21 protein-coding genes are annotated in these 25,814 nt (G+C 64.9%); 16 read left to right on the forward strand and 5 right to left on the reverse strand.

Annotation, left to right across the window (positions count from 1 at the left end):
* Positions 1-75 precede the first annotated feature (75 nt).
* Positions 76-927, reverse strand: coding sequence for a sugar phosphate isomerase/epimerase family protein (locus N5A92_RS18515; RefSeq protein ID WP_260905343.1), 852 nt, complete (start codon positions 925-927; stop codon positions 76-78).
* Between the two features lie 38 nt (positions 928-965).
* Positions 966-1,604, reverse strand: coding sequence for a chloramphenicol phosphotransferase CPT family protein (locus N5A92_RS18520; RefSeq protein WP_260905345.1), 639 nt, complete (start codon positions 1,602-1,604; stop codon positions 966-968).
* 247 nt (positions 1,605-1,851) lie between these two features.
* Here N5A92_RS18520 and N5A92_RS18525 point away from each other — a divergent pair, with 247 nt between their 5' ends.
* From N5A92_RS18525 to N5A92_RS18555, 7 genes are all read left to right on the forward strand, one after another.
* Positions 1,852-3,003: a Gfo/Idh/MocA family protein gene (locus N5A92_RS18525; RefSeq protein WP_260905347.1), complete on the forward strand. Its 1,152-nt coding sequence runs from the start codon at positions 1,852-1,854 to the stop codon at positions 3,001-3,003.
* A gap of 5 nt (positions 3,004-3,008) precedes the next feature.
* Positions 3,009-4,181, forward strand: a complete 1,173-nt coding sequence (locus N5A92_RS18530) for a dihydrodipicolinate synthase family protein (protein WP_260905349.1) — start codon at positions 3,009-3,011, stop codon at positions 4,179-4,181.
* Positions 4,181-5,602 (forward strand): enolase C-terminal domain-like protein, encoded by a 1,422-nt coding sequence (locus N5A92_RS18535; protein WP_260905351.1) that lies wholly within the window; start codon positions 4,181-4,183, stop codon positions 5,600-5,602. The genes N5A92_RS18530 and N5A92_RS18535 overlap by 1 nt, the downstream gene beginning before the upstream one ends.
* Before the next feature lie 90 nt (positions 5,603-5,692).
* Positions 5,693-6,520, forward strand: coding sequence for a sugar phosphate isomerase/epimerase family protein (locus N5A92_RS18540; protein ID WP_260905353.1), 828 nt, complete (start codon positions 5,693-5,695; stop codon positions 6,518-6,520).
* A 132-nt stretch (positions 6,521-6,652) separates the two neighbouring features.
* Positions 6,653-9,274, forward strand: a complete 2,622-nt coding sequence (locus N5A92_RS18545; RefSeq protein WP_260905355.1) for an outer membrane protein assembly factor BamB family protein — start codon at positions 6,653-6,655, stop codon at positions 9,272-9,274.
* Between the two features lie 86 nt (positions 9,275-9,360).
* A complete protein-coding gene (locus N5A92_RS18550; RefSeq protein WP_260905357.1) occupies positions 9,361-9,672 on the forward strand; it encodes a hypothetical protein in 312 nt (103 codons plus the stop codon).
* A gap of 257 nt (positions 9,673-9,929) precedes the next feature.
* On the forward strand, positions 9,930-10,529 hold the full coding sequence (locus tag N5A92_RS18555; protein WP_260905358.1) for a CAP domain-containing protein: 600 nt from the start codon (positions 9,930-9,932) through the stop codon (positions 10,527-10,529).
* On the opposite strand, the gene rhaI is transcribed toward N5A92_RS18555, so the two are convergent.
* Positions 10,466-11,758, reverse strand: a complete 1,293-nt coding sequence (rhaI, locus tag N5A92_RS18560; protein ID WP_260905360.1) for an L-rhamnose catabolism isomerase — start codon at positions 11,756-11,758, stop codon at positions 10,466-10,468. The two genes, N5A92_RS18555 and rhaI, sit on opposite strands and share 64 nt — an antisense overlap.
* A 50-nt stretch (positions 11,759-11,808) precedes the next feature.
* The gene (locus tag N5A92_RS18565) at positions 11,809-13,911 is read right to left on the reverse strand and encodes a bifunctional rhamnulose-1-phosphate aldolase/short-chain dehydrogenase (protein WP_260905362.1); all 2,103 of its coding nucleotides are present in this window, start codon (positions 13,909-13,911) and stop codon (positions 11,809-11,811) included.
* 189 nt (positions 13,912-14,100) lie between these two features.
* Here N5A92_RS18565 and N5A92_RS18570 point away from each other — a divergent pair, with 189 nt between their 5' ends.
* The 6 genes from N5A92_RS18570 (at position 14,101) to N5A92_RS18595 (ending at position 21,238) form a co-directional block, all read left to right on the forward strand.
* Positions 14,101-14,910, forward strand: coding sequence for a DeoR/GlpR family DNA-binding transcription regulator (locus N5A92_RS18570; RefSeq protein ID WP_260905364.1), 810 nt, complete (start codon positions 14,101-14,103; stop codon positions 14,908-14,910).
* 42 nt (positions 14,911-14,952) lie between these two features.
* Positions 14,953-15,957, forward strand: a complete 1,005-nt coding sequence (gene rhaS / locus N5A92_RS18575) for a rhamnose ABC transporter substrate-binding protein (protein ID WP_260905366.1) — start codon at positions 14,953-14,955, stop codon at positions 15,955-15,957.
* Between the two features lie 181 nt (positions 15,958-16,138).
* Positions 16,139-17,695, forward strand: coding sequence for a sugar ABC transporter ATP-binding protein (locus N5A92_RS18580; RefSeq protein WP_260905368.1), 1,557 nt, complete (start codon positions 16,139-16,141; stop codon positions 17,693-17,695).
* 191 nt (positions 17,696-17,886) lie between these two features.
* Complete coding sequence (locus tag N5A92_RS18585; RefSeq protein WP_260905369.1) at positions 17,887-18,867, forward strand: ABC transporter permease; 981 nt, start codon at positions 17,887-17,889, stop codon at positions 18,865-18,867.
* Positions 18,864-19,859 carry an ABC transporter permease gene (locus N5A92_RS18590; protein ID WP_260905371.1) on the forward strand — a complete coding sequence of 332 codons (996 nt, stop codon included), beginning with the start codon at positions 18,864-18,866 and terminating at the stop codon, positions 19,857-19,859. Before N5A92_RS18585 ends, N5A92_RS18590 begins: the two co-directional genes overlap by 4 nt.
* Complete coding sequence (locus N5A92_RS18595; protein ID WP_260905373.1) at positions 19,856-21,238, forward strand: FGGY-family carbohydrate kinase; 1,383 nt, start codon at positions 19,856-19,858, stop codon at positions 21,236-21,238. Before N5A92_RS18590 ends, N5A92_RS18595 begins: the two co-directional genes overlap by 4 nt.
* Positions 21,239-21,279: 41 nt before the next feature.
* Here the strand turns inward: N5A92_RS18595 and N5A92_RS18600 are convergent, their stop codons facing one another.
* The gene (locus N5A92_RS18600; protein WP_260905375.1) at positions 21,280-22,407 is read right to left on the reverse strand and encodes an AI-2E family transporter; all 1,128 of its coding nucleotides are present in this window, start codon (positions 22,405-22,407) and stop codon (positions 21,280-21,282) included.
* A 350-nt stretch (positions 22,408-22,757) separates the two neighbouring features.
* Between N5A92_RS18600 and N5A92_RS18605 the strand changes: the two genes are divergently transcribed.
* The 3 genes from N5A92_RS18605 to N5A92_RS18615 all read left to right on the forward strand — a co-directional run bounded on the left by N5A92_RS18605 (position 22,758) and on the right by N5A92_RS18615 (position 25,811).
* Positions 22,758-23,732 (forward strand): C4-dicarboxylate TRAP transporter substrate-binding protein, encoded by a 975-nt coding sequence (locus tag N5A92_RS18605; RefSeq protein WP_260905378.1) that lies wholly within the window; start codon positions 22,758-22,760, stop codon positions 23,730-23,732.
* 304 nt (positions 23,733-24,036) lie between these two features.
* Positions 24,037-24,531, forward strand: coding sequence for a TRAP transporter small permease (locus tag N5A92_RS18610; RefSeq protein ID WP_260905644.1), 495 nt, complete (start codon positions 24,037-24,039; stop codon positions 24,529-24,531).
* Positions 24,531-25,811 carry a TRAP transporter large permease gene (locus N5A92_RS18615; protein ID WP_260905379.1) on the forward strand — a complete coding sequence of 427 codons (1,281 nt, stop codon included), beginning with the start codon at positions 24,531-24,533 and terminating at the stop codon, positions 25,809-25,811. Before N5A92_RS18610 ends, N5A92_RS18615 begins: the two co-directional genes overlap by 1 nt.
* Positions 25,812-25,814: the final 3 nt, after the last annotated feature.

Consider the following 25,814-nt stretch of genomic DNA (forward strand, 5'->3'; position numbering starts at 1 on the left):
TCTCCCAGGCCCCGACGCCGGCCCGAACTGTGAAGTCAGTTCCGCGACCTGTCAAGTAAGTAACTGGTTAGTTCCTTAGGCTGGACTCCCGTCAAGCCAGTCCAGAACACCACGCACATACCCGATGGCGCGGGCTGCGCAGGCCGGGCCGTCCGGCACGTACTCGAACGGCTCGACCGCCAGCGCCCCCCGATAGCCGGCGTCCAGCAACGCCCGCAGAAGCGGCGCGATGGCATCGCGGCCGTCCGCGCGCTCCCCCTGCCCCGGCCCGCGACGGTTCGACGCGTTGAGCTGGATATGGACAAGCTTGCCCTCCCGGACATACCGGGTGGCAAGTGCGGCGAGGCTTTCCTCTTCCTCCTGAGCGGCGTGACACACATCCAGCATGAGCTTCAGCGCCGGCACGCCGATCTCGGCGATCATCGCGTCGGCCTCGGCGATGGTGTTGAGGAAGTTGCATTCCTTGCGGTTGATGGCTTCCAGGCAATAGGCGATGCCATGCTCGCCCGCCCTTTGTGCAGCCGCCTCGAAATGCGCCATGGCGACCGCGCGTTGGCGCTCCGGCGCCTCCCCCAGCCTTCGCTGGGCCGGCGAGCCGTGCACGATGACGCCGGCGCCGAGTCCCGCCGCAAGGTCCACCAGCCGCAGGAGAGCCTCGCGCGTCCGCGCACCCACCTGCCCATCGAGCGAGGTGAGATCGAGCCCCACCGGCGCCATGGTCAGCCAATGCAGGCTGGAAACGGTAAGACCGTGATCCTCGATCACCCGCCGCGCCCCGGCAATCTCTGCCGCCGTCATGCGTGTCGGGTCCTCCGCAAGCATGAACGGCGCCACCTCCAGCCCGTCATAGCCGGCATCGCGCGCGAAGGCGCATTGCTCGGCCAGGGCCATCGGCCGCAGGACCTCGTTGCACAGGGTAATTTCCATGCCTTCTCCTCGTGTTTCCCAGTCTCGACGAATAGCCGCTACTCGCCCATCGCTGCCAGCCGTTCGAAGACAGCTGGCCGTTCGAGGCGCTGGTCGAGCCGCCGGCGGATCGCCTTTGCACATTCGGTCGGGCTCATCCGCCCAGTATCGACCTCGAAGTCATAGATACCTGGATCATGCACTGCGCACTGCCAGCTTTTGACTGGCTCAGGCACCGGCTCGTCCGTGGAGCCCGTCACGTACTGTCCTTCCCGACTGGAATCGACGAGGTTGCGCCGCGCCATGATGGTTTCGAGAGAACAGCGTACGCCAACGAAGAGAACAGGCAATCCGGCAAGGCGCTGCGCACAATCCGTCAGGATCGCCCGCGGTTCTGTATAGGCATCATGATGGCCCACATCGGCGGCAACGTTGAGTCCCAGCCGGGCGTGCGCGGCGATCGAATCGTAAAGCGCCGCATAGAAGACCGGCACCAGCGGTTCGAGGTCGGGCCGCTCGCCACCAGGGCGTAGGCCGATGCCCGGCCGGCAGCGTTCGGGCGTCATGTGTCGTACATGCACATCAACGCCAATGTTCATCCAAACCCCATCGAAGGTCTCCTGAATGGCGGAAACGATGCTCGACTTGCCCGCCCGCGGCACCCCGTTGAGAATGACGATCTGGCCCGGCGCGCCCATGGGCGTGTTCTCCTCTCCTCGCATCAATGCCGGAAGGCTAGACCGCCCCCTCGCCTCTTGCACACCCGACGCCAGCAGTCATACGGCTGCAACCGAACATACCGGTCATCTTCTGCGTTTCACACGGCAGGAAGAGTCGGTGCCTGTCAAGCCGGGCCGCAGGTGCAAGGCGCCCGCTTGACACCTACCTCTCGGCTAAGTAAGTAACTGGGTAGTTACAAAGTACGAGGATTTCCAGGGAGGTCTCATGGCCCAGCGGCGCATCGGCATCATCATGCACGGGATCACCGGGCGGATGGGCTACAACCAGCATCTCGTCAGGTCCATCCTGGCCATCCGCGACCAGGGCGGGATTGCCCTCGCCAACGGCGATACCCTCGTTGTGGACCCGATCCTTGTCGGCCGCAACATCGAAAAGGTGGGCGCGATCGCCAAGAAGCACGGCGTTTCGCGCTTCACCAATGACCTTGACGCCGCGCTTGCCAACAAGGACGACGAAATCTTCTTCGATGCAGGCGCCACGAAGATCCGCGCCGGCCTATTGGAGAAGGCGCTCGCCGCCGGCAAGCATGTCTATTGCGAGAAGCCGACCTCGGACGATCTCACTGTTGCCGTCGACATCGCCAAGAAGGCCCGCGCCTCCGGTCTCAAGCACGGCGTGGTGCAGGACAAGCTGTTCCTCCCCGGCCTCATGAAGCTCAAGATGCTGCGCGATTCCGGCTTCTTCGGCAAGATCCTCTCGGTGCGCGGCGAGTTCGGCTACTGGGTCTTCGAGGGCGACTGGCAGCCCGCCCAGCGGCCTTCCTGGAACTACCGCAAGGCCGATGGCGGCGGCATCATCATCGACATGCTGTGCCACTGGCGCTACGTGCTCGATAACACCTTTGCCCCCGTCAAGGCCGTCTCCTGCCTCGGCGCCACTCATATCCCCGAGCGTGTGGACGAGGCGGGTAAGCCTTATAAGGCCGACGCCGACGACGCGGCCTACGCCACCTTCGAGCTCGAAGGCGGCATCGTCGCGCACATCAATTCGAGCTGGGCCGTGCGCGTGCGCCGCGACGATCTCGTCACCTTCCAGGTCGACGGCACGCACGGCTCGGCCGTCGCCGGCCTGCACAAGTGCTGGACGCAGCACCGGGTCAACACGCCCAAGCCCGTGTGGAACCCGGACCAGCCGCAGACCATGAACTTCTTCGACGATTGGGAGGAGGTGCCGGACAACTGGCCCGCCGACAACGGCTTCAAGGTGCAGTGGGAACAGTTCCTGCGCCACGTAGCTGAGGACGCTCCTTGGGCCTACGGTCTGGAGGCCGGCGCCAAGGGCGTGCAGCTTGCCGAGCTGGGCCTGAAGTCGTGGGCTGAGCGCCGCTGGCTCGACGTTCCCGAACTGGAATTTTGAGGAGCGTGTCAATGCTTAACCTCCCCAACCCCGACCGCTCCGTCTCCGCCTACGAGATCAGGAACGCGCCGGTGGAGACTGCCAAGCGCGACGCCTCTTCCTTCAACCGCATCGCCTATGCCGCCGCCCACGTGGTGGCCGATCCGCTGGCCGACAACGATCCCTGGCTGAGCCCCGCCATCGACTGGGACAAGACGATGGCCTTCCGCCATCACCTGTGGGATCTCGGCTTCGGCGTGGCGGAAGCCATGGACACCGCCCAGCGCGGCATGGGGCTCGGCTGGCCAGAGGCCCGCGAACTGATCGAGCGCGCATTGAAGGAGGCCAAGTCCCGCCCCGGCGCGCTGATCGCCTGCGGCGCCGGCACCGACCATCTGACGCCCGGCCCCGACGTCACCATCGACCGCATCATCGCCGCCTACGAGGAACAGATCGCGGCGATCGAGGCCCATGGCGGGCGCATCATCCTGATGGCAAGCCGGGCGCTCGCCGCCGCGGCAAACGGACCGGACGACTATGCCCGCGTCTATGACCGCATCCTTTCGGGCGTGAAGGAGCCGGTCATCATCCACTGGCTGGGCGAAATGTTCGATCCCGCGCTCGAAGGCTACTGGGGGGCGGCCGACCACATAGCGGCGATGGACGTGGCGCTCGAGGTGATCGCCACCCATGCGGACAAGGTGGACGGCATCAAGATCTCGCTCCTGTCGAAGGAAAAGGAAATCACCATGCGCCGCCGCCTGCCCGCGGGCGTGCGCATGTATACGGGCGATGACTTCAACTATGCCAAGCTGATCGCCGGCGACGGGGAAGGCTATTCCGATGCCCTTCTCGGCATCTTCGATGCCATCGCCCCGGCGGCATCCACCGCCCTTGCCGCGCTCGGCGCGGGCGAAGAGAAAAAATTCTTCGATCTGCTCGACCCGACAGTTCCGCTGTCGCGCCACATCTTCAAGGCACCGACGCGCTTTTATAAGACCGGCGTCGTCTTCCTCGCCTATCTCAACGGCCTGCAGGACCACTTCACCATGATCGGCGGCCAGGAATCGACCCGTTCGACGCTGCATCTGGCCGAGCTCTTCCGGCTTGCCGATCAGGCCCGTGTTCTCATCGAGCCCGATCTTGCCACGGCCCGCATGCGCCAGGTGATGGCCGTGCACGGCATCGCGCAGCCGTGATGGGTACGGCACCTCGCATACGTCTGATCGCGGCCGACGCCTTCGAGCGGCCGGTGCCCTTCCGCTTCGCCTTCCGCTTCGGCGCGGCGGAGGTGACGTCGGCGGCCCAGGCGTTCCTGCGCGTGCGCATTACCGACGAGGCGGGCCGCGAGGCTGTGGGCTGGTCGGCGGAAATGATGATGCCGAAGTGGTTCGACAAGAGCCCCGAACTGACGCCGGCGGAGAACACGGACCAACTTAAAACATCTCTACAACTGGCGAAGGACGTCATGCTGACCGCCGGCTCCGACACGGCCTTCGGCCTGCATGCGGCGGTGGAGCCCGCCCATCATGCGGCCTGCGCACGGGCCGACCTCAACGGCCTCATCGCCTCCTTCGGCCTGGCGCTCGTCGACCGCGCCGTCATCGACGCGCTCGGCCGGCTGGAAGGAGCACCCGCCGGGAAGCTGGTGAACGACAACAGGCTCGGCATTGACGCCCGCACCGCGCCTGACCTTGCAGGCTTCGACATCGACACATTCCTTGCCGGCCTCGCCGTTCCGCAAACCATCGAGGTCCGACACACGGTCGGCCTCGGCGACGCACTCGAAACCGGCGATCTCGCAACGCGCCTTGGCGACGGCCTGCCGGAGACGCTCGAGGAGGTCGTCGCCGCCTATGGCCACCGCTATTTCAAGCTGAAGATTTCCGGCGATGTCGCGGCAGACGTCACCCGCCTCACCCGTATCGCCGCTGTCCTCGACCGCCTCCAGTCAGAATACCGGGCAACCCTCGACGGAAACGAGCAGTACGAGGACGAGGCGCACGTGCTGGCGCTGCTCGATGCCATTGAGGCCGAGCCGAAGCTAGCCCGGCTCCGCGAGCGCATTCTCTTCCTCGAACAGCCGATTGCCCGCGCCAAAGCCCTCGCCTCGCCCGTCGCGAAGCTCGCCGCCCGCATCGCCGTGGAGATCGACGAGTCGGACGCCGACATCCAGTCTTTCGTGACGGCGAAGGACCTCGGCTACACCGGTATCTCGTCCAAATCCTGCAAGGGCTTCTACCGCGCCCTCCTCAACCGCGCCCGCATGGCGCAGTGGAATGCCGAAGCCGGCGCCGACCGCTACTTCATGTCGGCGGAGGACCTCACCACGCAGGCGGGCATTGGCATCCAGCAGGACCTCGTGCTCGCCGGTCTGATCGGCGCAGGCCACATTGAGCGCAACGGCCACCACTTCGTCGACGGTATGGCCGGGGCGCCGGTTACCGAGGCAAAGGCCTATCTCGCCACCCACGGCGATCTCTACCACGAGCAGAACGCCCGCACGCGGCTCAACATCCACGATGGCCGCCTGTCGCTCGTCTCGCTCGCCGGCGCCGATGGCCTCGGCTCGGCGGTGGAGCCCGACTGGGCGGCGATGCAGCCGTTATCTTCGGCATGATGAGTTCAATTTGATCCAAGCTGGAAGAGCCTCATCATCCGGCCTTCACTCCGTTCGGCCGGGATGACGAAAGAGGGAGGAACCCGCACCATGAGCCTTGAAGGCCGTCTGTCGATAAATCTCGCCACCACACGCGGAAGCTGGGGCTTTGCCGAGGCCGTGGACGGCTGCTTGCGCCATGGCATCACCGCCATTGCCCCCTGGCGCGACCAGGTGGAGGCGATCGGCCTCAAGGAGGCCGCCCGCATCGTCGAGGCGAACGGGCTGAAGGTGACGGGACTGTGCCGCGGCGGCATGTTCCCAGCCGAGGACAAGGCGGGCCTGCAGGCGAAGATCGACGACAACAAACGTGCCGTCGACGAGGCGGCAGCCCTCAACGCCGACTGCCTGGTGCTCGTGGTCGGCGGCCTGGCCGGCGCCTCAAAGAACATGCCGGAGGCGCGCAAACAGGTCGCCGACGGCATCGCCGCTATCCTGCCCTACGCGCGCGAGGTAGGCATGCCGCTAGCCATCGAGCCGCTGCATCCCATGTACGCCGCCGACCGCGCCTGTGTGAACACTCTCTCCCAGTCGCTGGATCTGTGCGTGGAGCTCGGCGAGGGCGTCGGTGTGGCCGTCGACGTCTACCACGTCTGGTGGGACCCGGAGCTTGCCACCCAGATCGCGCGGGCCGGCCAGATGGGCGCAATCCTCGCCCATCACATTTGCGACTGGCTGGTGCCGACCACGGACCTCCTGCTCGACCGGGGCATGATGGGCGACGGCGTTATCGACCTGCCGGCCATCCGCCGCATGGTGGAGGAGGCCGGTTTCCACGGCCCGCAGGAGGTGGAGATCTTCTCGCGCGACAACTGGTGGAAACGCCCTGGCGACGAAGTGCTTTCCACCTGTATCGAGCGCTTCGAGACCGTATGCTGAAAATCGCCACGTCGACCGTCGACGCGGCGGCTGGAACGTTCTGATAACAGAATAGTTTGGCCCATAGATGGTGGGCCGGAAGCTGCGCTTGGACGCCACCGGCTTTGCAACCGCAAGCCCATGGGGTTCGTCGTGTATCGGATCATCCTTTCCGTCGTCGTCCTTGCTCTCGGATTCGTCCTTACAGCGGGCGGCGTCTGGCTCGCCCTCGTGGGCGGTTCCTGGTTCTACATTCTGCTCGGTATCCTGCTCATCGTCTCCGGCGCGCTGCTTTTGATGCGCAATGCCGCTGGACTGGCGCTCTACGGCATCACCCTTCTCGTCACGCTCGTCTGGTCGATATGGGAAGTGGGCCTCGACTGGTGGGCGCTTTCGGCACGCGGCAGCCTGCTGATGGTGCTCGCGCTTCTGCTTTTCCTACCGCCCGTGGTGCGGGCGATGCGCCCTTCCGGCGAGGCCCCCGCGCGCTACGGCATGAACAGCATGGTGCTCCTGATCTCCTTCCTCATCGCCGCTGCGATCGGCGTCTACTCCATGTTCCTGACGCCACACGATGTCGCTGGCGCTTTCTCCCAGGAGCGCATGGCGGCGGAGGCAGACGCCGAGGGCGACGTACCGCCCGGAGAATGGGCCGCCTATGGCCGCACCTCCTACGGCCAGCGCTATTCACCGCTCGACCAGATCACGCCGCAGAACGTCTCCGACCTGGAGGTCGCGTGGAGCTATCAGACCGGCGAGGTGCGCGGCGAGAACGACCCGGGCGAGACCACTTACGAGGTCACGCCGCTGATGGTGAACGACACGCTCTATATCTGCACGCCCTTCTCGACGGTGATCGCGCTCGACCCGGTGACCGGCGAGGAGAAGTGGCGCTTCAACCCGCAGCTCCAGCAGCCGCCGACGCAGACCACACAGCACATGACCTGCCGCGGTGTCTCCTTCCACGCAGCATCGCCCGCCGACCTCCCCGCGACGCCCCCGGCCGCCGAGGCGCCGCAAGCCGCGGCCGAGCCCGGCGAAGAGGAAGAAGCTGTGGCAGCTGGCGAGGATGAGGCGCAACCCGAAGACCAGGCGGCCAAGGGCAGTGAAGCGGAAGGCGAGGCACAGGTGGCGCAAAGCCTCGACGAGGTGACGACCCAAGCCGCCGGCGTGCCCCAGAACGTCGTTACCGGACAGGCGGAGTCCGACGACCCGAACCCTACAGTCGAGCGGGAAGAACCGCCGCAGAGCGTGACGCTCAGCGAAGAGTGCATGGATCGCCTGTTCGTGCCCACCTCCGACGGACGGCTGATCTCGATCAGCGCCGGGACCGGCGAGATCTGCCCCGGCTTCGGCGGCGAGGACGGCACCGTCAATCTGTGGGCCAACATGCCGAACGTCACGCCCGGCTCCTTCTATTCCACCTCACCGCCGGTCATCACCGAGGACAATCTCGTGATCATCGGCGGCGCGGTCAACGACAACGCGGCGACGACTTCCCCATCCGGCGTCATCCGCGCCTACGACGCCTATACCGGCGCCCTCGTCTGGAACTTCGACAGCAAGAATCCGCAAGCGACAGAGCCCATTCCCGCCGGCGAGACCTACACCGAAAACGCGCCCAACTTCTGGAGCGTGGCGAGTTACGACCCCGAACTCGGGTTGGTCTACATTCCCATGGGCAACGAATCGCCGGACCAGTACGGCGCCGCGCGCGGCGAGAACACGGAGCGTTTCTCCTCTTCCGTCCTCGCGCTTGAGGCGGCCACCGGCGAAGTGGCCTGGGTTTTCCAGACGGTCCATCACGATATCTGGGACTACGACGTACCCGCGCAGCCGAGCCTCGTCGACCTGACCATCAATGAGGAGACGGTGCCGGCGCTCGTCGCGCCCACCAAGCAAGGCGACATCTTCGTGCTCAATCGCGAAACGGGTGAGCCGGTGCTGCCGGTCGCCGAAGGGCCGGCGCCGCCGGGTGCGGTGGAGGGCGATTTTACGGCGCCGATGCAGCCGGCCTCGGCCGTTTCCTTCCGGCCGGAGCGATTGACAGGGGCCGACATGTGGGGTGCCACGCCCATCGACCAGCTCTATTGCCGCATTCGCTTCCACCAGCTCGACTACGAGGGGATCTATACCCCACCCTCCACCAACGGCACCCTCGTCTATCCGGGCAACTTCGGCACCTTCAACTGGGGCGGCGTGGCGGTCGATCCCAGCCGGGAGGTCATGTTCGGCATGCCCGTCTATCTGGCCTTCACGGTGAAACTCGTCCCGCGTCCGGACGATACCACCCGCGTGGTGACCGAGGAGGGCGAGGCGATCATCAATGAGAACTTCGGTGCTCCATACGCGGTGGAAATGGGACCGTTCTATTCGCCGCTCAACCTGCCGTGCCAGGGTCCACCCTGGGGCTACATCGCCGGCGTCGACCTTAGAAACGGCAAGACGGTCTACAAACACGTCAACGGCACGGTGCGCGACCTCGCGCCCTTCCCGATGCCCTTCGAGATGGGCGTGCCCGGCATCGGCGGTCCGATCGTCACCGCCGGCGGTGTAGCCTTCCTGAGCGGCACACTCGATTACTACGTGCGCGGCTACGACCTCGCCACGGGCGAGGAGATCTGGCGCGCGCGGCTGCCCGCCGGCGGCCAGGCGACCCCCTCCACCTATAGGGGCGCCGACGGCCGACAGTATCTCGTGGTGGTGGCGGGTGGCCACGGCTCTACCGGCACCGAAGCGGGCGATTCCATCATCGCGTACGCCCTGCCGCAATAGGCGGCAGGACACCGGGCCGATACCCGCCGCGGCGGAACAAAAGCGCACCGCCGCCGGTTGAGAATTGGTGAAGCAAGGAGCCCGGCATGGCAAAGAAACACACGAAAGCCGAGACCGATCTGCGCAAGACCAGCGGCACCGAAACCGCCCATGAGCGCGCGAAAGCGCAGCCGGACACTGAGGATCTCACGGGTCCGGAGGAGGTCTGGAAAGACGCCGAAACCACCCCGGCCAGGGACAGGAAGAGGGCCTCTGGCGGCGACCGCGTGGCCGATGCCGGCGATGTGGGCGGCGGACAAGCCTCGCCCTACGGCACCGAAGCGCAAGCCGATGCGCTCGCCCGGCAAACGAAGCGCGCGGACGAACCCCGCGGCGTGGAGAAGCCGAAGCGCAGGTAGCGCCCGCTGCAGTTCGGCTCCACAGGACCTCACCCTCAATGGGAGGGCTCGAGCGCGCCATCGTCCCCCTCCCCCTCGAGACGAGGGTTTAAGGGTGGGGATTGGCGCCAAGCGCCACCAAAAAGTCTTCCCCTTACTACGGTACCCTTCTCCGAGGGGAAACAAGCGCCCAACACCTGCCGGAGAGAATTGGCAATACGTGACTTACCCCTGCAAAAGAGGCTGGACCGGCCACATTTCAGTGCTAACAAGCCGCCGTGATCGGACAATACGACATTGGCGGCAGATGGCGGGCGGCGGCAGGAATTCTGCTGCTTATCTTTGTTGCGGCCTGTGCCGCCGGCCCCGAACGATCGCTGGACAACATTAACGATCTTGAGAGCCTCAGGCGCACTGCCCTTTCGCTCGTCAATGAAGAACGCGCCCGCGAAGGCCTGCCGAGCCTGCGGATGTCGGCCCCGCTCAACGCCGCCGCCCAAGCCCACGCGGAGGACATGGCGCGCCGGAATTTCTATGCGCACCGCTCGCCCGAGCGGCGTGGCGTCGGCGACCGCTACCGCGCCAGTGGCGGCGGACTCTGGAACATCATCGCCGAAAACATCACCAGGTGCATCGCCTGCCGGTCTCCTGCCGAACAGCTACACGAATTCCACGCCGGCTGGATGAGGAGCTCCGGCCACCGCCGCAACATTCTCGACCCCAGAGTCAGGAGCTTCGGCTTCGGCATCGCCTCCGCCGAGGGCAGACTTTACGCAGTGCAGACCTTCGTCGGAGAGCGGGGCGAAGCCGTTTCTCAGACGATCCCGCCGCCGGTACCGGTAATCGCCGGCCGCTCTGCCGCAGCCTTCGCCCGGTAGCCGCTGGCGCGGTAGGCCACGACAGGATCGACCGCACCGCCGGACTTGAGCCGCGCCATGGCGAGGATGGGGCCAACATCCGTGCGGAAGGCAGTCTTCAGCGTCTCGCTCGCCATCAGCGCATCGTTCTCCTCCTGACAGTCCGCAAGCACCTTGCGGTCCACCAGCAGCGCCTGGGCGAAAGCCCGCGTGACCTCGGTTGCTGAGACCATCAGGCTTTCGATCGGATCCGTCACGTTGTGGCTCTGGTCAAGCATGTGCGCGGGGTCAAAGCCCGCAACATTGCGCAGCTCCGCCCCAACCAGCTCGTTGAAGACGAGGAACAGCCGGTAGGGATCAACGGAGCCCGTGTCGAGGTCATCGTCGCCGTATTTCGAATCGTTGAAGTGGAAGCCACCCAGCTTTCCGAATTGGATAAGCCGCGAGACGATCATCTCGATGTTCACGTTCGGCGCATGGTGGCCGAGATCGACGAGGCAATACGCCTTCGGCCCCAATTCCTTCGCGATCATGTAATTGGTGCCCCAGTCCTGCACAACGGTCGAATAAAAGGCCGGCTCGTACATCTTGTGCTCGGTGAAGAGGCGCCAATCATCCGGCAGTGCGGCATAGACCTCTTTCATCGAGGAGAGATAGCGCTCGAAAGCGCGTGCGAAGTCGCTCTGACCAGGAAAGTTCGAGCCATCGCCGATCCACACCGTCAGTGCCTTGGAGCCGAGCGTCTTGCCGATCTCGATGCACTCCAGATTGTGCTCGACGGCTTGCCGGCGCGTGGCGGCGTCGGTGTGCGACAGGGAGCCGTATTTGTAGGAATGTTCCTGGCCCGGATGGTCCTGAAAGGTGTTGGAGTTCATCGCGTCGAAGGCTAGCCCGAAGCGTTCCGCCGCCTGCCGGAGCTTCTCCGGCTCCGCCTTGTCCCACGGTATATGCAGCGAAATCGTCGGCGTGGCGCGGGTGAGCTGGTGGATGACGGCGCAGTCCTCGATCTTGTCGAAAATGTCGCGCGGCTCGCCGGGGCCGGGAAAGCGCGCGAACCGCGTGCCGCCCGTGCCTACGCCCCAGGAGGGGACGGCGACACCGAAGGCGGCGACACGGTCGCGGATGGCATCGATGGAAATCCCACGCCGGTCGAGCTGCTCGCCAAGTGCCTCGTAGTCACGCTTGAGGGCAGTCTCGCGGGCAGCGTTTTCGCGTTCGACAAGATCGGCTGTGATCGGTTGTTCGGTCATTGTTTCCTCCCGGGACTGTCAGTTTAGACGCCGCGCTCGGCAACGCCTCCTCAGCGCGTAAAGCTCTGCGCATTCCCGGCGTCGACATTGACGATATTCCCCGTCGACTTCGCCGACATCTCCGAGACGAAGAAGAACACCGCCTCGGCCACATCTTCCGGGTAGACGCTGCGCTTCAAGAGCGAACGCTTGCGGTAGTGCTCCTCCAGTTCATCCGGGCTCATATTATAGGCCGCCGCGCGCTGCTCGCGCCACTCGCCGGACCATATCTTGGAGCCGCGCAGCACCGCGTCCGGGTTCACCGTGTTGACGCGGATGCCAAATTCCGCCCCCTCGAGCGCCAGGCAGCGCGCGAGGTGGATTTCAGCGGCCTTGGCCGTGCAGTAGGCCGCCGCGTTGGGCGAGGCGGCAAGGCCGTTCTTCGAGGCGATGAAGACGATCTCGCCGCCGGTCTCCTGCCGCTTCATCAGCCGGAAAGCCTCGCGCGCGACGAGGAAATAGCCGGTGGAGAGGATCTCCATGTTGCGGTTCCACGTGGCGAGATCCGTCTCGTCCACGGGCGCGGCCGAGGAGATGCCGGCGTTGGAGACGAGAATGTCGAGCCCGCCATATTCGCGGGCCGCAAAGGCGAAGGCGTTGGCCGCGTCGGCCTCGCTCGTCACGTCCAGCTTCACCCGGCGCACGAGATCGGCCGAATATTGCCCGGCAAGCCCCCTCTCCGCCTCCTCCAGCGCTTCGCTATCGATATCCGCCAGCACCACGCAGGCGCCGTCCTTGAGCAGCCGCTCGGCGGTCGCCTTGCCGATGCCGCCGGCGCCACCGGTGATCAGCGCCACCTTGCCAGCGAGCGGCCGGGGCTTCGGCAGACGCTGCAGCTTCGCCTCCTCCAGCACCCAGTACTCGATGTCGAAGGCCTCCTGCTCATCGAGTCCTACATAGGACGATACGCTGGAGGCGCCGCGCATGACGTTGATGGCGTTGACGTAGAACTCGGCCGAGACGCGCGCCGTCGCCTTATCCTTGGCGAAGGTGATCATGCCGACGCCCGGCACCAGATAGACCACCGCGTTGGGATCGCGCATGGGCGGGCTGTCGGGCCTCTTGCAACGCTCGTAATAGACGGCATGCCCTTTGCGGTATTCCTCCACCGCGGCGGGCAAGCCTTCGAGCGTCTTGTCGAGGTCGGGCTTTGCCGGATCGAAATCGACGACCAGCGGATTTCTCTTGGTACGCAGGAAATGGTCCGGGCAACTTGTCCCGAGCTCCGCGAGCCCTTCCATGTCACGTGAAGCGACGAATTCGAGGACGGCGGGGGAATCGTCGAAATGCCCCACCTTGCGCTCGGACGCCGAGATCATGCCGCGGATGACGGGCATCAGCCGCTCTGCGACCTCACGCCGCTCCGCCTCGGGCAGTGTCGGCCGTACCTCGCCGCCAAACCCCGGCTTGCCCCCCGTCTCCGCCTCGAACCACTCGATGGCGCGATTGATGATGCGGATTGTTGTCTCGTAGCAATCCCTGGCCGTGTCGCCCCAGGTGAAGAGCCCATGCCCGCCGAGCACCACGCCCTTGGCGTCCGGATTCTCGCGGCAGAACTTTTCGAGCCACAGACCGAGCTCGAAGCCCGGCCGCTTCCACGGCAGCCAGCCGATCTCCTCGCCGTAGATCCTCGCCGTCAGCTCCTTGCTGTTCTTCGCCGCTGCGATGGCGATCACCGCATCGGGGTGCATGTGGTCGACATGCCGGTACGGCACATAGGCATGCAGCGGCGTGTCGATGGAGGCGGCGCGCGGATTCAAGTTGAAGGTGCAGTGGGGTAGATACCCCACCATCTCGTCCTCATATTCCACGCCCCGATAGAGCTTCTTCAGGCCCTCAAGCTTTTCCATATAAAGCGTGGCGAAACCGTCGAGCTTGATCGTGCCGACGTCGCCCCCCGACCCCTTCACCCATAGAACCTCGACCTCATCGGCCGTCAGCGGGTCCTTCTCCGTCACCTTGGCCGAGGTGTTGCCGCCGCCGTAATTGGTGATGCGCTTGTCGGAACCTAACAGGTTCGACCGGTAGAGAAGGCGTTCCGGCTCGCTCATGGAGGCCGCTTTCGCCTCGTCCCAAAGGTCGGCAAGCCGCGTTCCGCCGCGCGTCTCAAGCATGAAGTCCTCCCTCGCAGCGCCCTCGGCGGGCGCACATTTCTTGCGGGTAAGGGTGGCAAATGGGGTGCATCATGTCAATCAATATCGATCAGTTTCGCTCATATTGCACTGCAATACGCGCATTTGTGACGGAATGTGATTGACAGTGCGTGTTTCCAGTGCGTTAATTCAGTCCGCAGGGGAGGAACCATGCACGAGAAAGAACGCCACCGCATCATCCTGTCGGCCATCCAGGAGAAGCCGGTCGCCACCGTGCAGGAAATGGTGGATCTCACCGGCGCCTCCGAGGCGACGATACGGCGCGACATCGCCGCACTTCACATGCAGCAGAAGCTCAAACGCGTGCGCGGTGGCGCCGAGGCCAACACCCCGCCGCAGGTGATCGGCCTTGCCGGTCGTCCCTTCAAGGTCAACGAGACGCTGAACGTCGACAAGAAGCGGGCGATCGCCCGTGAGGCGGTGGATCTGTGCAGCGACGGCGAGCCGATCATCATCAATGGCGGCACCACCACCTTCCAGATGGTGCACTTCCTGGCCAGCCGCCGGATGCCCATCCTCACCAATTCCTTCGTCATCGCCGAGCATCTTCTGAAGCATTCGAAGAACACGGTGGTGCTGCCGGGCGGCACAATCTACCGCGAACAGAACATCGTTCTGTCGCCCTTCGATAACGACGTGACGGCCAATTTCTACGCCCGCCGCATGTTCATGGGCGCTCAGGGGCTGGGGCCGCTCGGCCTCATGGAGGGCGACCCGCTGCTGATCCAGGCCGAGCAGAAGCTGATCAACCAGGCCGACGAACTGGTGGTGCTGGCCGATTCGTCCAAGTTCCGCCAGCGCTCGAGCCTGATCCTATGCGGGCTGGAACGGATCGCCACGGTGATCACCGACGAAGGTGTGACAGACCGCGAGGCGAAGATGCTGGAGGCATTGGGCATCAGCCTGATCGTCGCCGGCGGTACGACACGAGGCCAGGAGGAAACTTCCCTGCCGGCATGAGCCGGCGGGGCTGACGAAGCAAACGCTCAAGGGAGGAAAACGATGAGCATTGTGAGGAAGTTACTGGTAACCGCGGCGGCCACCGCCGCATTGACCATCGGCGCGGCACAGGCGCACGCACAGGACAACGTGCGTATCGCGCTGGTCGTCAAGGCACTCGGCATCGGCTTCTTCGAGGCCGCCAACGAAGGGGCCCAGGAAGCAGCCGAAGAACTCGGCAATGTGGAGATCATCTACACCGGGCCGACCGATACCACAGCTGAAGGGCAGATCGAGGTCATCAACTCGCTGATCGCCCAGAACGTTGATGCCATCGCCGTCTCGGCCAATGATACCGACGCGCTGGTGCCCACGCTCAAGAAAGCGATGGACCGCGGGATTACGGTTATTTCCTGGGATTCGGGCGTCGCCCCTGAAGGCCGCGAGATGAACCTGAACCCCTCGTCCAATCAGCTCATCGGCGAGATGTGCGTGAAAATGGCAGCCGAGCATCTGCCTGAGGGCGGCGGCGAGGTGGCGATCCTTTCGGCCTCGGCCACACACACGAACCAGAACAACTGGATCGCCGAGATGAAGAAGGTCTTGCCGGAGTATCCTGAGGTGAACCTCGTCACCACGGTCTATGGCGACGACCTTGCCGACAAGTCCTACCGCGAGGCGCAGGGCCTCATCCAGAGCTATCCGGACCTGAAGGCCATCATCGCCCCCACCTCCGTCGGCATCGTCGCTGCCGCGCAGGCCGTCACCGACGCCGGCAAGGTGGGCGAGATCAACGTCACCGGTCTGGGGCTTCCCTCGGAGATGGCCGGCCACGTGGAGTCCGGCGCCTCGAAGAGCTTCGCCATCTGGAACCCGATCGACCTCGGCTACGCCGCCACCATGATCGCCTACAATCTGGCGACCGATCAGGCGACGGCTGAGCCGGGCGCGGAAATCTCGATGGGCCGCGTCGGCACGGTGACGCTCGACGAGAACCGCGAAGGCGCCATGGCCGAGCCCTTCGTCTACGACGCCTCGAACATCGACAAGTTCAAGGATATTTTCTGAGGTGCCGCTACTCCCTTCCCCCTTGAGGGGAGGGGTAAGGGGTGGGGGTCGGCGCGAAGGGTAGGACTTTCAAAACCCGGCACACGGCCTCTACCACCCGACCCCGCCGGCAAGCCGGCGGGCCCACCCTCCCCACAAGGGAGAGGGAAAGGGCGCCCAGCAACCGTGACAAAGCCGCATCATGCTCCACCAAGCCCGACCTGCAACGGCGGATAGTCAGGCACCGGCAAACGAACCGGTCCTGGCGCTCTCCGGCATCTCCAAGAGCTTCCCCGGCGTGCGTGCGCTTTCCGGCGTATCGCTGGAGCTCTACCCCGGCACCGTCACCGCGCTTGTCGGCGAGAACGGCGCCGGCAAATCGACGCTGGTAAAAATCCTCACCGGCATCTATCAACCGGACGAGGGCGCGATCAGGCTTTCCGGCGATGAAGTCACCTTCCCCACGGCCTACGACGCCACCCAGGCCGGCATTACGGCCATCCATCAGGAAACGGTCCTCTTCGACGAACTTTCCGTGGCCGAGAACATCTATCTCGGCCATGCCCCGCGCGGGCGTCTCGGCTTCATCGACCGCGGCCGCATGAACCGCGACGCCGCGGCCGTGCTGAAGCGCATCGGCGCGGCGATCGACCCCGACGCCCGCCTGCGCGACCTGGGCATCGCCAGCAAGCACCTCGTCGCCATTGCGCGTGCGCTTTCGGTCGAGGCGCGCATCGTCGTCATGGACGAGCCGACGGCGGCTCTTTCCTACAAGGAGATCGAGGAGCTTTACGCCCTGGTGGAGCGGCTGAAGGCGGAGGGCAAGGCCATCCTCTTCATCAGCCACAAGTTCGACGAGATCTTCCGCATCGCCGACCGCTACACGGTCTTCCGCGACGGCGAATGCGTCGGCGCAGGCCTCATCTCCGAAACCGATCATGACGCGCTCGTGCGCCTGATGGTCGGCCGCCCAGTGGGACAGATCTTCCCGAAGCGCGAAGCCGAGATCGGCGAGCCCGTGCTCACCGTCTCCGGCTACAGCCATCCGACCGAATTCGCCGACATCGGCTTCGAGTTGAAGCGCGGCGAGATCCTCGGCTTCTACGGTCTCGTCGGCGCCGGCCGCAGTGAATTGATGCAGGCGCTGTTCGGCGTCACCAGGCCGTCCAAGGGCGCCATCAGGATCGGCGGCGAGGTGGCCGTCATCCGCAGCCCGGCAGAGGCCATCCGCCGCGGCATCGTCTACGTGCCGGAGGAGCGCGGACGACAAGGGGCAATCGCCGGCCTGCCGATCTTCCAGAACGTCACCCTGCCTTCGCTTTCGCGCACATCGCGGCAGGGCTTCCTGCGCCTTGCGGAGGAATTCAAGCTGGCGCGCGAATACACCTCCCGCCTAGACCTGCGCGCCGCCGCGCTCGACCGCGACGTCGGCACGCTGTCGGGCGGCAATCAGCAGAAGGTGGTGATCGCCAAATGGCTCGCCACCAGCCCGAAGGTCATCATCCTCGACGAGCCCACCAAGGGCATCGACATCGGCTCCAAGGCGGCCGTCCACGAATTCATGAGCGAACTTGTGGCGCAAGGCCTGAGCATCATCATGGTGTCCTCCGAAATCCCGGAAATTCTCGGCATGTCCGACCGCGTGATCGTCATGCGCGAGGGCCGGATGGTGGGGGAATACCCACGCGAGAAGGTGGATGCGGAAACGCTGGTAAGGGCTGCTGCAGGAATTGGAGGGAACGATGCTTTTAGGAAATGATGGCGCGCTCCCTCTCCTCAAACGCGCGTCATCCCGGAAGCCTGAGCAAAGCGAAGGTTGTCCGGGGCCCATTCCGGAACATGGATCGGTCACGGAATGGACCCCGGCTCGACGGTCGCCGCGCCCCTCGGCCGCGATGACGCGGCGGGTGAATCGGCGCCAATCAACGTTGAACAGCTGGGCGTGAAGTAATGGCAAAGCTCCTCAAATCCCGTGAACTGCTTCTAGCCGCAGTCATCGTCCTGCTGCTGACTGCCATCGCCTGGCGTTTCCCTGGCTTCGTGCGCCCGCGCAATCTTGCCAACGTCTTCAACGACACCTCCATTCTCATCATCCTGGCGCTCGGCCAGATGATGGTCATCCTCACCCGCTGCATCGATCTTTCCATGGCGGCGAACCTGGCGCTCACCGGGATGGCGGTGGCGATGCTGAACGCGGCGATGCCGGGCATCCCCGTCCCCCTCCTGATCGCGCTCGGCGTCCTCCTCGGCGCGGCGCTGGGCGCCTTCAACGGCGTTCTCGTATGGAAGGTCGAGATCCCGCCCATCGTCGTCACGCTCGGCACGCTCACCATCTTCCGCGGCATCATCTTCCTGATGTCGGGCGGCGCCTGGATCAACGCACACCAGATGAGCGCCGCCTTCAAGGCCTTCCCGCGCGCGCCTCTCCTCGGCCTGCCGGTCCTCTCGTGGATCGCGCTCATCATGATCGCTCTGATGGCGGTGGTCATCACGCGCACGCCGCTCGGCCGTGCCTTCTATGCCGTCGGCGGCAACCCGACCGCCGCCGTCTACACCGGCATCGATGTCGGCCGCACGCGCTTCCTCGCCTTCACCTTCGCCGGCGCGCTGGCGGGGCTTTCCGGCTATCTATGGGTGTCGCGCTATGCGGTGGCCTATGTCGACATCGCCGGCGGCTTCGAGCTCGACATCATCGCCGCCTGCGTCATCGGCGGCATCTCCATTGCCGGCGGCATCGGCTCGGTGGGCGGCGCGGTGCTTGGGGCGCTGTTCTTCGGCGTCGTCAAGAATGCGCTTCCCGTCATCAACATCTCGCCTTTCTGGCAGCTCGCCATTTCGGGAAGCGCCATCATCCTCGCCGTCGCCTTCAACGCCCGCGCAGAGCGCAAGAAAGGCCGGCTCATCCTCAGGAACAGGGAGGCCGCGGCATGAACGACGCCACTCAACGCGCCGTCCCCGATCGGCTGGAAGGCCGCTGGACCTCGTATCTCAAGAGCTGGGAAACGCTGCTCGTCGCCGTCGCCGTCTTCGTCTTCGTCATCAACGCGCTTTCCTCGCCCTATTTCCTCAACGCCTGGAACCTGTCGGACGCCACCTTCAATTTCACTGAGAAGGCGATGATCGCCATGGCGATGGCGCTCCTCATCATCTCCGGCGAGATCGATCTTTCCGTCGCCGCCATCATCGCGCTCGCCTCCACCGCCATGGGGGTGGCGCTGCAATATGGCGCCGGCACGCCGGAGCTGGTGCTGGTCGGCCTTCTCGTCGGGCTTTTGTGCGGCGCTTTCAACGGCTGGCTGGTCACCGGGCTCGGCCTGCCATCCATCGTCGTGACCATCGGCACCATGAGCCTCTTCCGCGGCATCGCCTACATCATCCTCGGCGACCAGGCCTTCACCGGCTATCCACCGAGCTTCGCCTGGTTCGGTCAGGGCTATGTGTGGTGGGTAATCTCCTTCGAGCTCGTGCTGTTCGCCGCAATCGCCCTCGTCTTCGGCATCCTGCTGCACTGGACGAGCTTCGGCCGCACCGTCTACGCCATCGGCAACAACCCGACCGGGGCGCTGTTCTCCGGCGTGCGGGTGGGGCGCACGAAGTTCATCCTCTTCCTCATGACCGGCTTGATGTCTGGAATCGCTGCCATCTGCCTCACCGCGCGCCTCGGCTCCACTAGGCCCTCCATCGCCTTCGGCTGGGAGCTCGAGGTGGTAACGATGGTAGTGCTCGGCGGAGTGAGCATCCTTGGCGGTTCGGGCGGTATTCCTGGCGTCGTGCTTGCCGCGATTATCATGGGCCTCGTCACCTTCGGCTTCGGGCTTGCCAACGTGCCGGGCATCGTCATGTCCATCTTCGTCGGCCTGCTTCTCATCACTGTTATCGGCGCGCCGATGCTGTGGCAGCGGCTCAGGGAGCGTTCGGCGTGACAGGTCCCATCCGCCATGTCGCCGTCATCGACATCGGCAAGACCAATGCCAAGCTGGCGCTGGTCGACCTGGAACGCGGCGCGGAGACAGACCAGCACCGCATGCCGAACGCGGTGCTGACGGACGGCCCCTACCCTCACTTCGATATCGAAGCCCTGTGGGCCTTTATCCTCCAAAGTCTCGCCTCGCTGCGGCGGAAAAGCGCCATCGATGCCGTCTCCATCACCACCCACGGCGCCACCGCAGCGCTGATTGACGATGGGGACACGCTCGCCCTGCCGGTGCTCGACTACGAGTATGAGGGGCCGCAGCAGACGGCCATCGAATACGACACCATCCGTCCGCCCTTTACCGAGACAGGTTCGCCGCGCCTGCCGATCGGGCTCAATCTTGGCGCCCAGCTCTTCTGGCAGAGACAAGCCTTCCCTGACGCCTTCGCCCGCACACGTTCCATCCTCCCCTACCCGCAATACTGGGCTTGGCGGCTGACGGGCGTTGCCGCAAGCGAGGTAACTTCCCTCGGCTGCCATACGGATCTCTGGTCTCCGTCCGCCGGCGATTTCTCCAGCCTCGTCGAGGATATGGGCTGGCGCCCACTCATGCCACCCATGCAGCCGGCAAGCGCGCGGCTCGGTCCCGTCCTGCCGGCGGTGGCAGAGGCCACCGGCCTCGACCCGTCGACACCGGTCCTGTGTGGCGTGCACGATTCCAACGCCTCGCTGCTGCCGCATCTCATCAGCCGCCGCCCGCCCTTCTCCGTCGTCTCGACGGGCACCTGGGTGGTGGCGATGGCGATCGGCGGCCGGGAACCCGCCCTCGATCCGCGGCGCGACACGCTCGTTAACGTCAACGCCTTCGGCGACCCGGTGCCGTCGGCCCGCTTCATGGGCGGGCGCGAGTTCTCCCTGCTGACGGAAGACCGGGAAACCTGGACCGAAGCGGACGCCGAAGCCGTCCTGAGGAAAGGCCTCTTCCTCCTCCCCTCCGTCCAGCAAGGCTCCGGCCCCTTCCCCGACCGTAAGGCTGAGTGGCGCGGCGAAGCCGCCGGCGCTGGAGAAAAGCAGGCGGCAACCTGCTTCTACCTAGCGCTGATGACGGCGACCTGTCTCGAACTGGTCGGCGCGGCCGGCGAGACGATCGTCGAAGGACCCTTCGCCGGCAACACTCTCTTCATACGCATGCTGGCTGCCGCCACGGGGCGTCCCGTCATCGCCGATCTCGCCGCCGCCACCGGCACCAGCATCGGTGCCGCCCTTTTGGCTGCGGAGGCCCGCGAGCCCCAGATGCAAAAAAGCCGGCCGATCACCAGTCCGGGCGGTGCATGGGAGGCCTACACCCGCACGTGGAAGGCCGAGGTCCTGCGCACGGCGGCACAGTAGCGCAGACCCGCATTCCGCTAACTCGATCCAAACCGCTTTTTCTAGGGAAGGCGCGAGAGGCGGCGGCGCCTTTCCTCGGGCATTCCCCATGGAAAGCCGGGAATGAGGTTGCGGGCGAGCGCAAAAAGTATCAGCAGTGCGGGAATTGCTATGAAGCCGCCGACCGGGCCCCAGATCCACAACCAGAACGCCACGGCAAGAAAGATAATGAACGGATTGAGCGTCATGCGCTTGCCGATCGTCATTGGCGTGACAATCTGGGCTTCGATGGCGTTCAGCGCGAGATAGGCGAGCGGTGGTAGGAGAATTCCCGGCATCCCATCGAAGCTGGCGAGTCCGACCCCCAGCAGGATTACTGCCATCAGCGCCGGACCGATATAGATGAAGAAATTGAGCACACCGGCAATGGCGCCCCATAGTGGAGCTGAAGGCACATTGAGCAGCCACAAGACAACGGCGACTGTCACACCGAGCCCTATATTGATGATGGCGATGGAAAGCAGGTAGTTCGAAACGAGTCCCTCGACATCCCGGAATACATGGGCAGCGCGCCAGCGAATCCGTCGCCCGGAGCACATTTTGAGGATGGCTAGGCGAGTGTCGTGCCTGGTGGCTACAAAGAAATACAGGCTGGCAAAGAAGATCAGAACCTGAGCAAGCAGTGCCGGGGCCAGAACGGCAACGCTTTCGACTGGCGAGCCGTCCTGAACGGAGACGGTAACGTTCGGTTCGCCCGTCACGTTGCGGATCTCCTCGCGCACACTGCGGATCGTCGCCAAAGGCTCGGAAAAGCTGGTCAGTTGGAGTTGGAGCTGCAACTCATTCCATATCTGCGGCACCCGCGCCGCCCATGAGGCGAGCGGAGCGGCAATCGCCGCCGCGATGGAGCCGGTAACCAACACGAAAATGAGGACCACTGCCGCGGCAGAGAGGCTGGGCGGCAAACCAATGTCTTCCAGCCGCAGCGCAACCGGCGCCAGCATCAGCCCAACGACGATGGCAAGCGAGACGGGAGCGAGCAGAAAGCTGCCTGTCTTGAGCACAAACAGCAAACCGACGAGACTAAGAAAGATGGTTGCCAGCTGCGCGAATTTGTCAAGCCGCAGTTCCAGATCGGGCTTTGGCGGGAGGCGCACCTCCGGTGGCTTCTTTGTGCTGGCAGTGCTCATCAACGGCTTCCGGCGGACTGCAGTTGCTTCAACGGGGTGGATGACCCCATAGTTCCCTGGAAGCATGCGCTTCAGGCATGGAACTCGCTGCAGGAGTCGCTGTCGACGGAACGGATGGGGCATTGGAGCGTTCCTTGCGGTTCCGCCGCCCCAATGAAGCATCCCTCACAGTAACAGAGCGGGGACCGGAGCTACCACTCTCCACTCACAGCCGAAATGCACTGAGTCACAACCGGCGCCCGCCTCACTTGACGCCTCGCTTAATTAATGTACTAATATATTAGTATAGAGGTTTTGGAAGACGATGAAGTGGGGCGCCCGCAACGGGTGCTTCCATCAGGGAGGAAATTATGAACATCAGTCGCATTTTCTTGCTGGCCACGGTGGCGGCCGTGGCGATGCCCGGCGGCGCCTTGGCCGCCGATTACACGCTCAAGCTCGGCTCCGTTCTTGCCCCCACAGATCCGCTGCAGGTGGCGGCTGAGGGCATGAAGAAGGCGGTTGAGGAGCGCTCGGACGGCAGGCTGGAGATCGAGCTTTATCCAAGCTCACAGCTCGGCGACACGCAGGACATGATGGACCAGGCCGCCGCCGGCGCCAATGTCGGCACCTTTGTCGAGGCCTCGCGCGTTTCCGTCTTCGTACCCGAGTTCGACGTGCTGGTGGCCCCTTATGCCTTCGACAATGTCGAGGAGATCGCCCGCTTCGTCGAGACCGACACTTTCGCAAGCTGGAACGACCAGCTGCGCGAGAAGAGCGGCCTGACGCTCCTGTCCTACAACTGGTACCAGGGCGCGCGGCACCTTCTGACGAAGAAGCCGGTCAGCGAGCCTGCCGACCTCGAGGGCGTGCGCGTGCGCACGATCGGCCAGCCCCTGTGGGTGGAGACGATCCAGGCGATGGGTGCGGTGCCGACTCCGCTCGCCTGGGCGGAGGTATATCCCTCCATCCAGACCGGCGCCATCGACGGTGCCGAGGCACAGCCCTCGGCCATCTGGGGCTCCAAGCTGCACGAGGTGGTGAGCGACATCACGCTGACCGGCCACATCCACCTGATGAGCGGACTCCTCGTCAGCGACGCCTGGCTGCAGTCGCTACCCGAGGATCTGCGCACGATCATTACCGAGGAGGCGAAGAACTGGGGCGCCTCCGCACTCAAGAACAACGTCGAAAGTGCCGACAAGATCTTCGCCGACATCCGCGAGACCGGGGTCAACGTGACGGAGATCGATACCACCCCATTCAAGGAAGCCGTCCAACCCGTCTATGAAAAACTCAACCTGACGGAAATGGTGGAGGAAGTTCGCGCCGCGCTCGGCGAGTGATGCGCACCCTTCCCTGCCCCTTGCGGGGAGGGTGGGCAGCCGCCACAGGCGACTGGTCGGGTGGGGGTGGCCGAGGCAGCGTGCCAGCTTTTCACGGCTGGCCCCATGCAACGCACCGCACACGGCCTCGGCGACCCCCATCCGCCTCGCTTCGCTCGGCACCCTCCTCACAAGGGGAAGGAAATGCTCCAACCTTGACCCCCTCCTCCACCCACCGCAAAGTCCCCACGGCACAATGACCATGCCCGATCCCACCCTACTCCAGTCCGCCGACGGTCAACGGCAAGGGAGGCTACCGTTGCCGATGGCATACCTCCTGAAAGCCCTTAGAAAGGCCGAACTGTACCTGGCCATCCTCGTGCTCGGCGCCATCGTCGCCGTGGTGTTCGCCGGCACCGTCGGCCGTTATGGCGGGCGGCCGGTCTTGTGGAGCGACGAGGTGGCGCAGGCGCTGTTTCCGTGGCTGGTTTTCCTCGCCGCCGACCTGACGCTGCAGCGCCGCGGCCATTTCCGCATCGACTTCGCCGTAAAGCCCCTGCCGGTGCCGCTGCAGGTCGCCCTGGAGCTCGCCATCAAGCTCATGCTCCTCGCGCTCCTGGTGCTGCTCGTCCATTTCGGCATCAAGCTGGTCGGCATATCGCAGTTCCGGCCGCTGCCGATGACCGGCGTCTCGACCGCCTGGGCGGCGGCGGCGCTGCCGGTCGGCTTCGCCCTTATGCTCATCACCATCGTCGAGCAGACGGTCGCACTCCTTCGCGGCGAGCCCGTCCATGACGAAGCGGCGCGGGACGTCATGTGATGCTGACAGCTGTCGCCCTCCTCTTCTTCTTCTTCCTGTTCGTCAGCGTGCCTGTCGCCTTCGCGCTGGCACTGGCGACGATCCCGATCTTCATGCTGGGCGACTACATGCCGATGACGGTGGCGCTGCAGCGGATGTACGGTGCCACCCAGTCCTATCCGCTGCTTGCCGTCCCTTTCTTCATCCTCGCCGGCAACCTGATGAACAGCACCGGCATCACCGAGCGGCTCCTCCATTTCGCCCGCCTGCTCACTGGCTGGATGACTGGCGGCCTTGCGCAGGTTTCGATCGCGCTTAGCGCCATGATGGGTGGCATCTCCGGCTCGGCCGTGGCCGATGCGGCCATGGAATCGCGCCTGCTGGGCGACGCCATGGCCGGGCGCGGCTATCCCAAGGGCTTCTCCGCTTCCGTTATCGCCTTCTCCTCCACCATCCCGCCTTCCATCGGCCTCATCCTGTTCGGCTTCGTGGCTGAGGTCTCCATCGGCCGGCTACTCCTTGGCGGGGTGGTGCCAGGCCTCCTGATGACGCTCACCATGCTCGCCACGACGGCCATCATCGCCCGCAGGAACGGCTATGCGCCCGAGCTTGCCGAACGGCCGCGCGCCGGCGAGGTCGGCCGCGCTTTCCTGAGCTGCTTCTGGGCGCTCGCCTTTCCCGTCTTCCTGCTGGTCGGCTTCCGCTACGGCTTCTTCACGGCAACGGAAGCCGGCGCCATCGTCGTCGTCTACGCACTCATCGTCGGCGTCTTCATGCACCGCGAGCTCACCTTCGGCCGCTTTCTCAAGGCGATGGAAGATTCGGTCTGCGACATCGGCATGGTGATGCTCATCGTCGCCATGGGCGCCGTGCTCGGCCACGCGCTCACCATCGAGCAGGCGCCGCACGCCATCGCCGTCTTCCTGACCGACTTCGCCGGTGAGCGCTACCTGACGCTGTTCGTCGTGCTGATCATCGTCTTCCTGGCCGGCACCATCATGGAGGCGACGGTCAACGTGCTGCTCTTAACGCCGCTGGTCCTGCCGAGCCTGGTGCTCGCCGGCTTCGACCCGGTGCATGTCGGCGTCCTGATGATTATCCTCGTCACCATGGGCGGCAACACGCCGCCGGTCGGCGTCATCATGTACACGGTCTGCGGCATCCTCAAATGCAGCTTCACCGAGTTCATCCGCTGGTCCTGGCCGTTCCTGGCGGCCATGCTGGCGCTGGTGGCGATAATGGCGCTGTTCCCTCAGGTGGTGCTGTTCCTGCCCGACTGGGTGATGGGGCCGGCGCGATGACAA

It is taken from the genome of Chelativorans salis (assembly GCF_025336525.1).
Classification (GTDB): domain Bacteria; phylum Pseudomonadota; class Alphaproteobacteria; order Rhizobiales; family Rhizobiaceae; genus Chelativorans; species Chelativorans salis.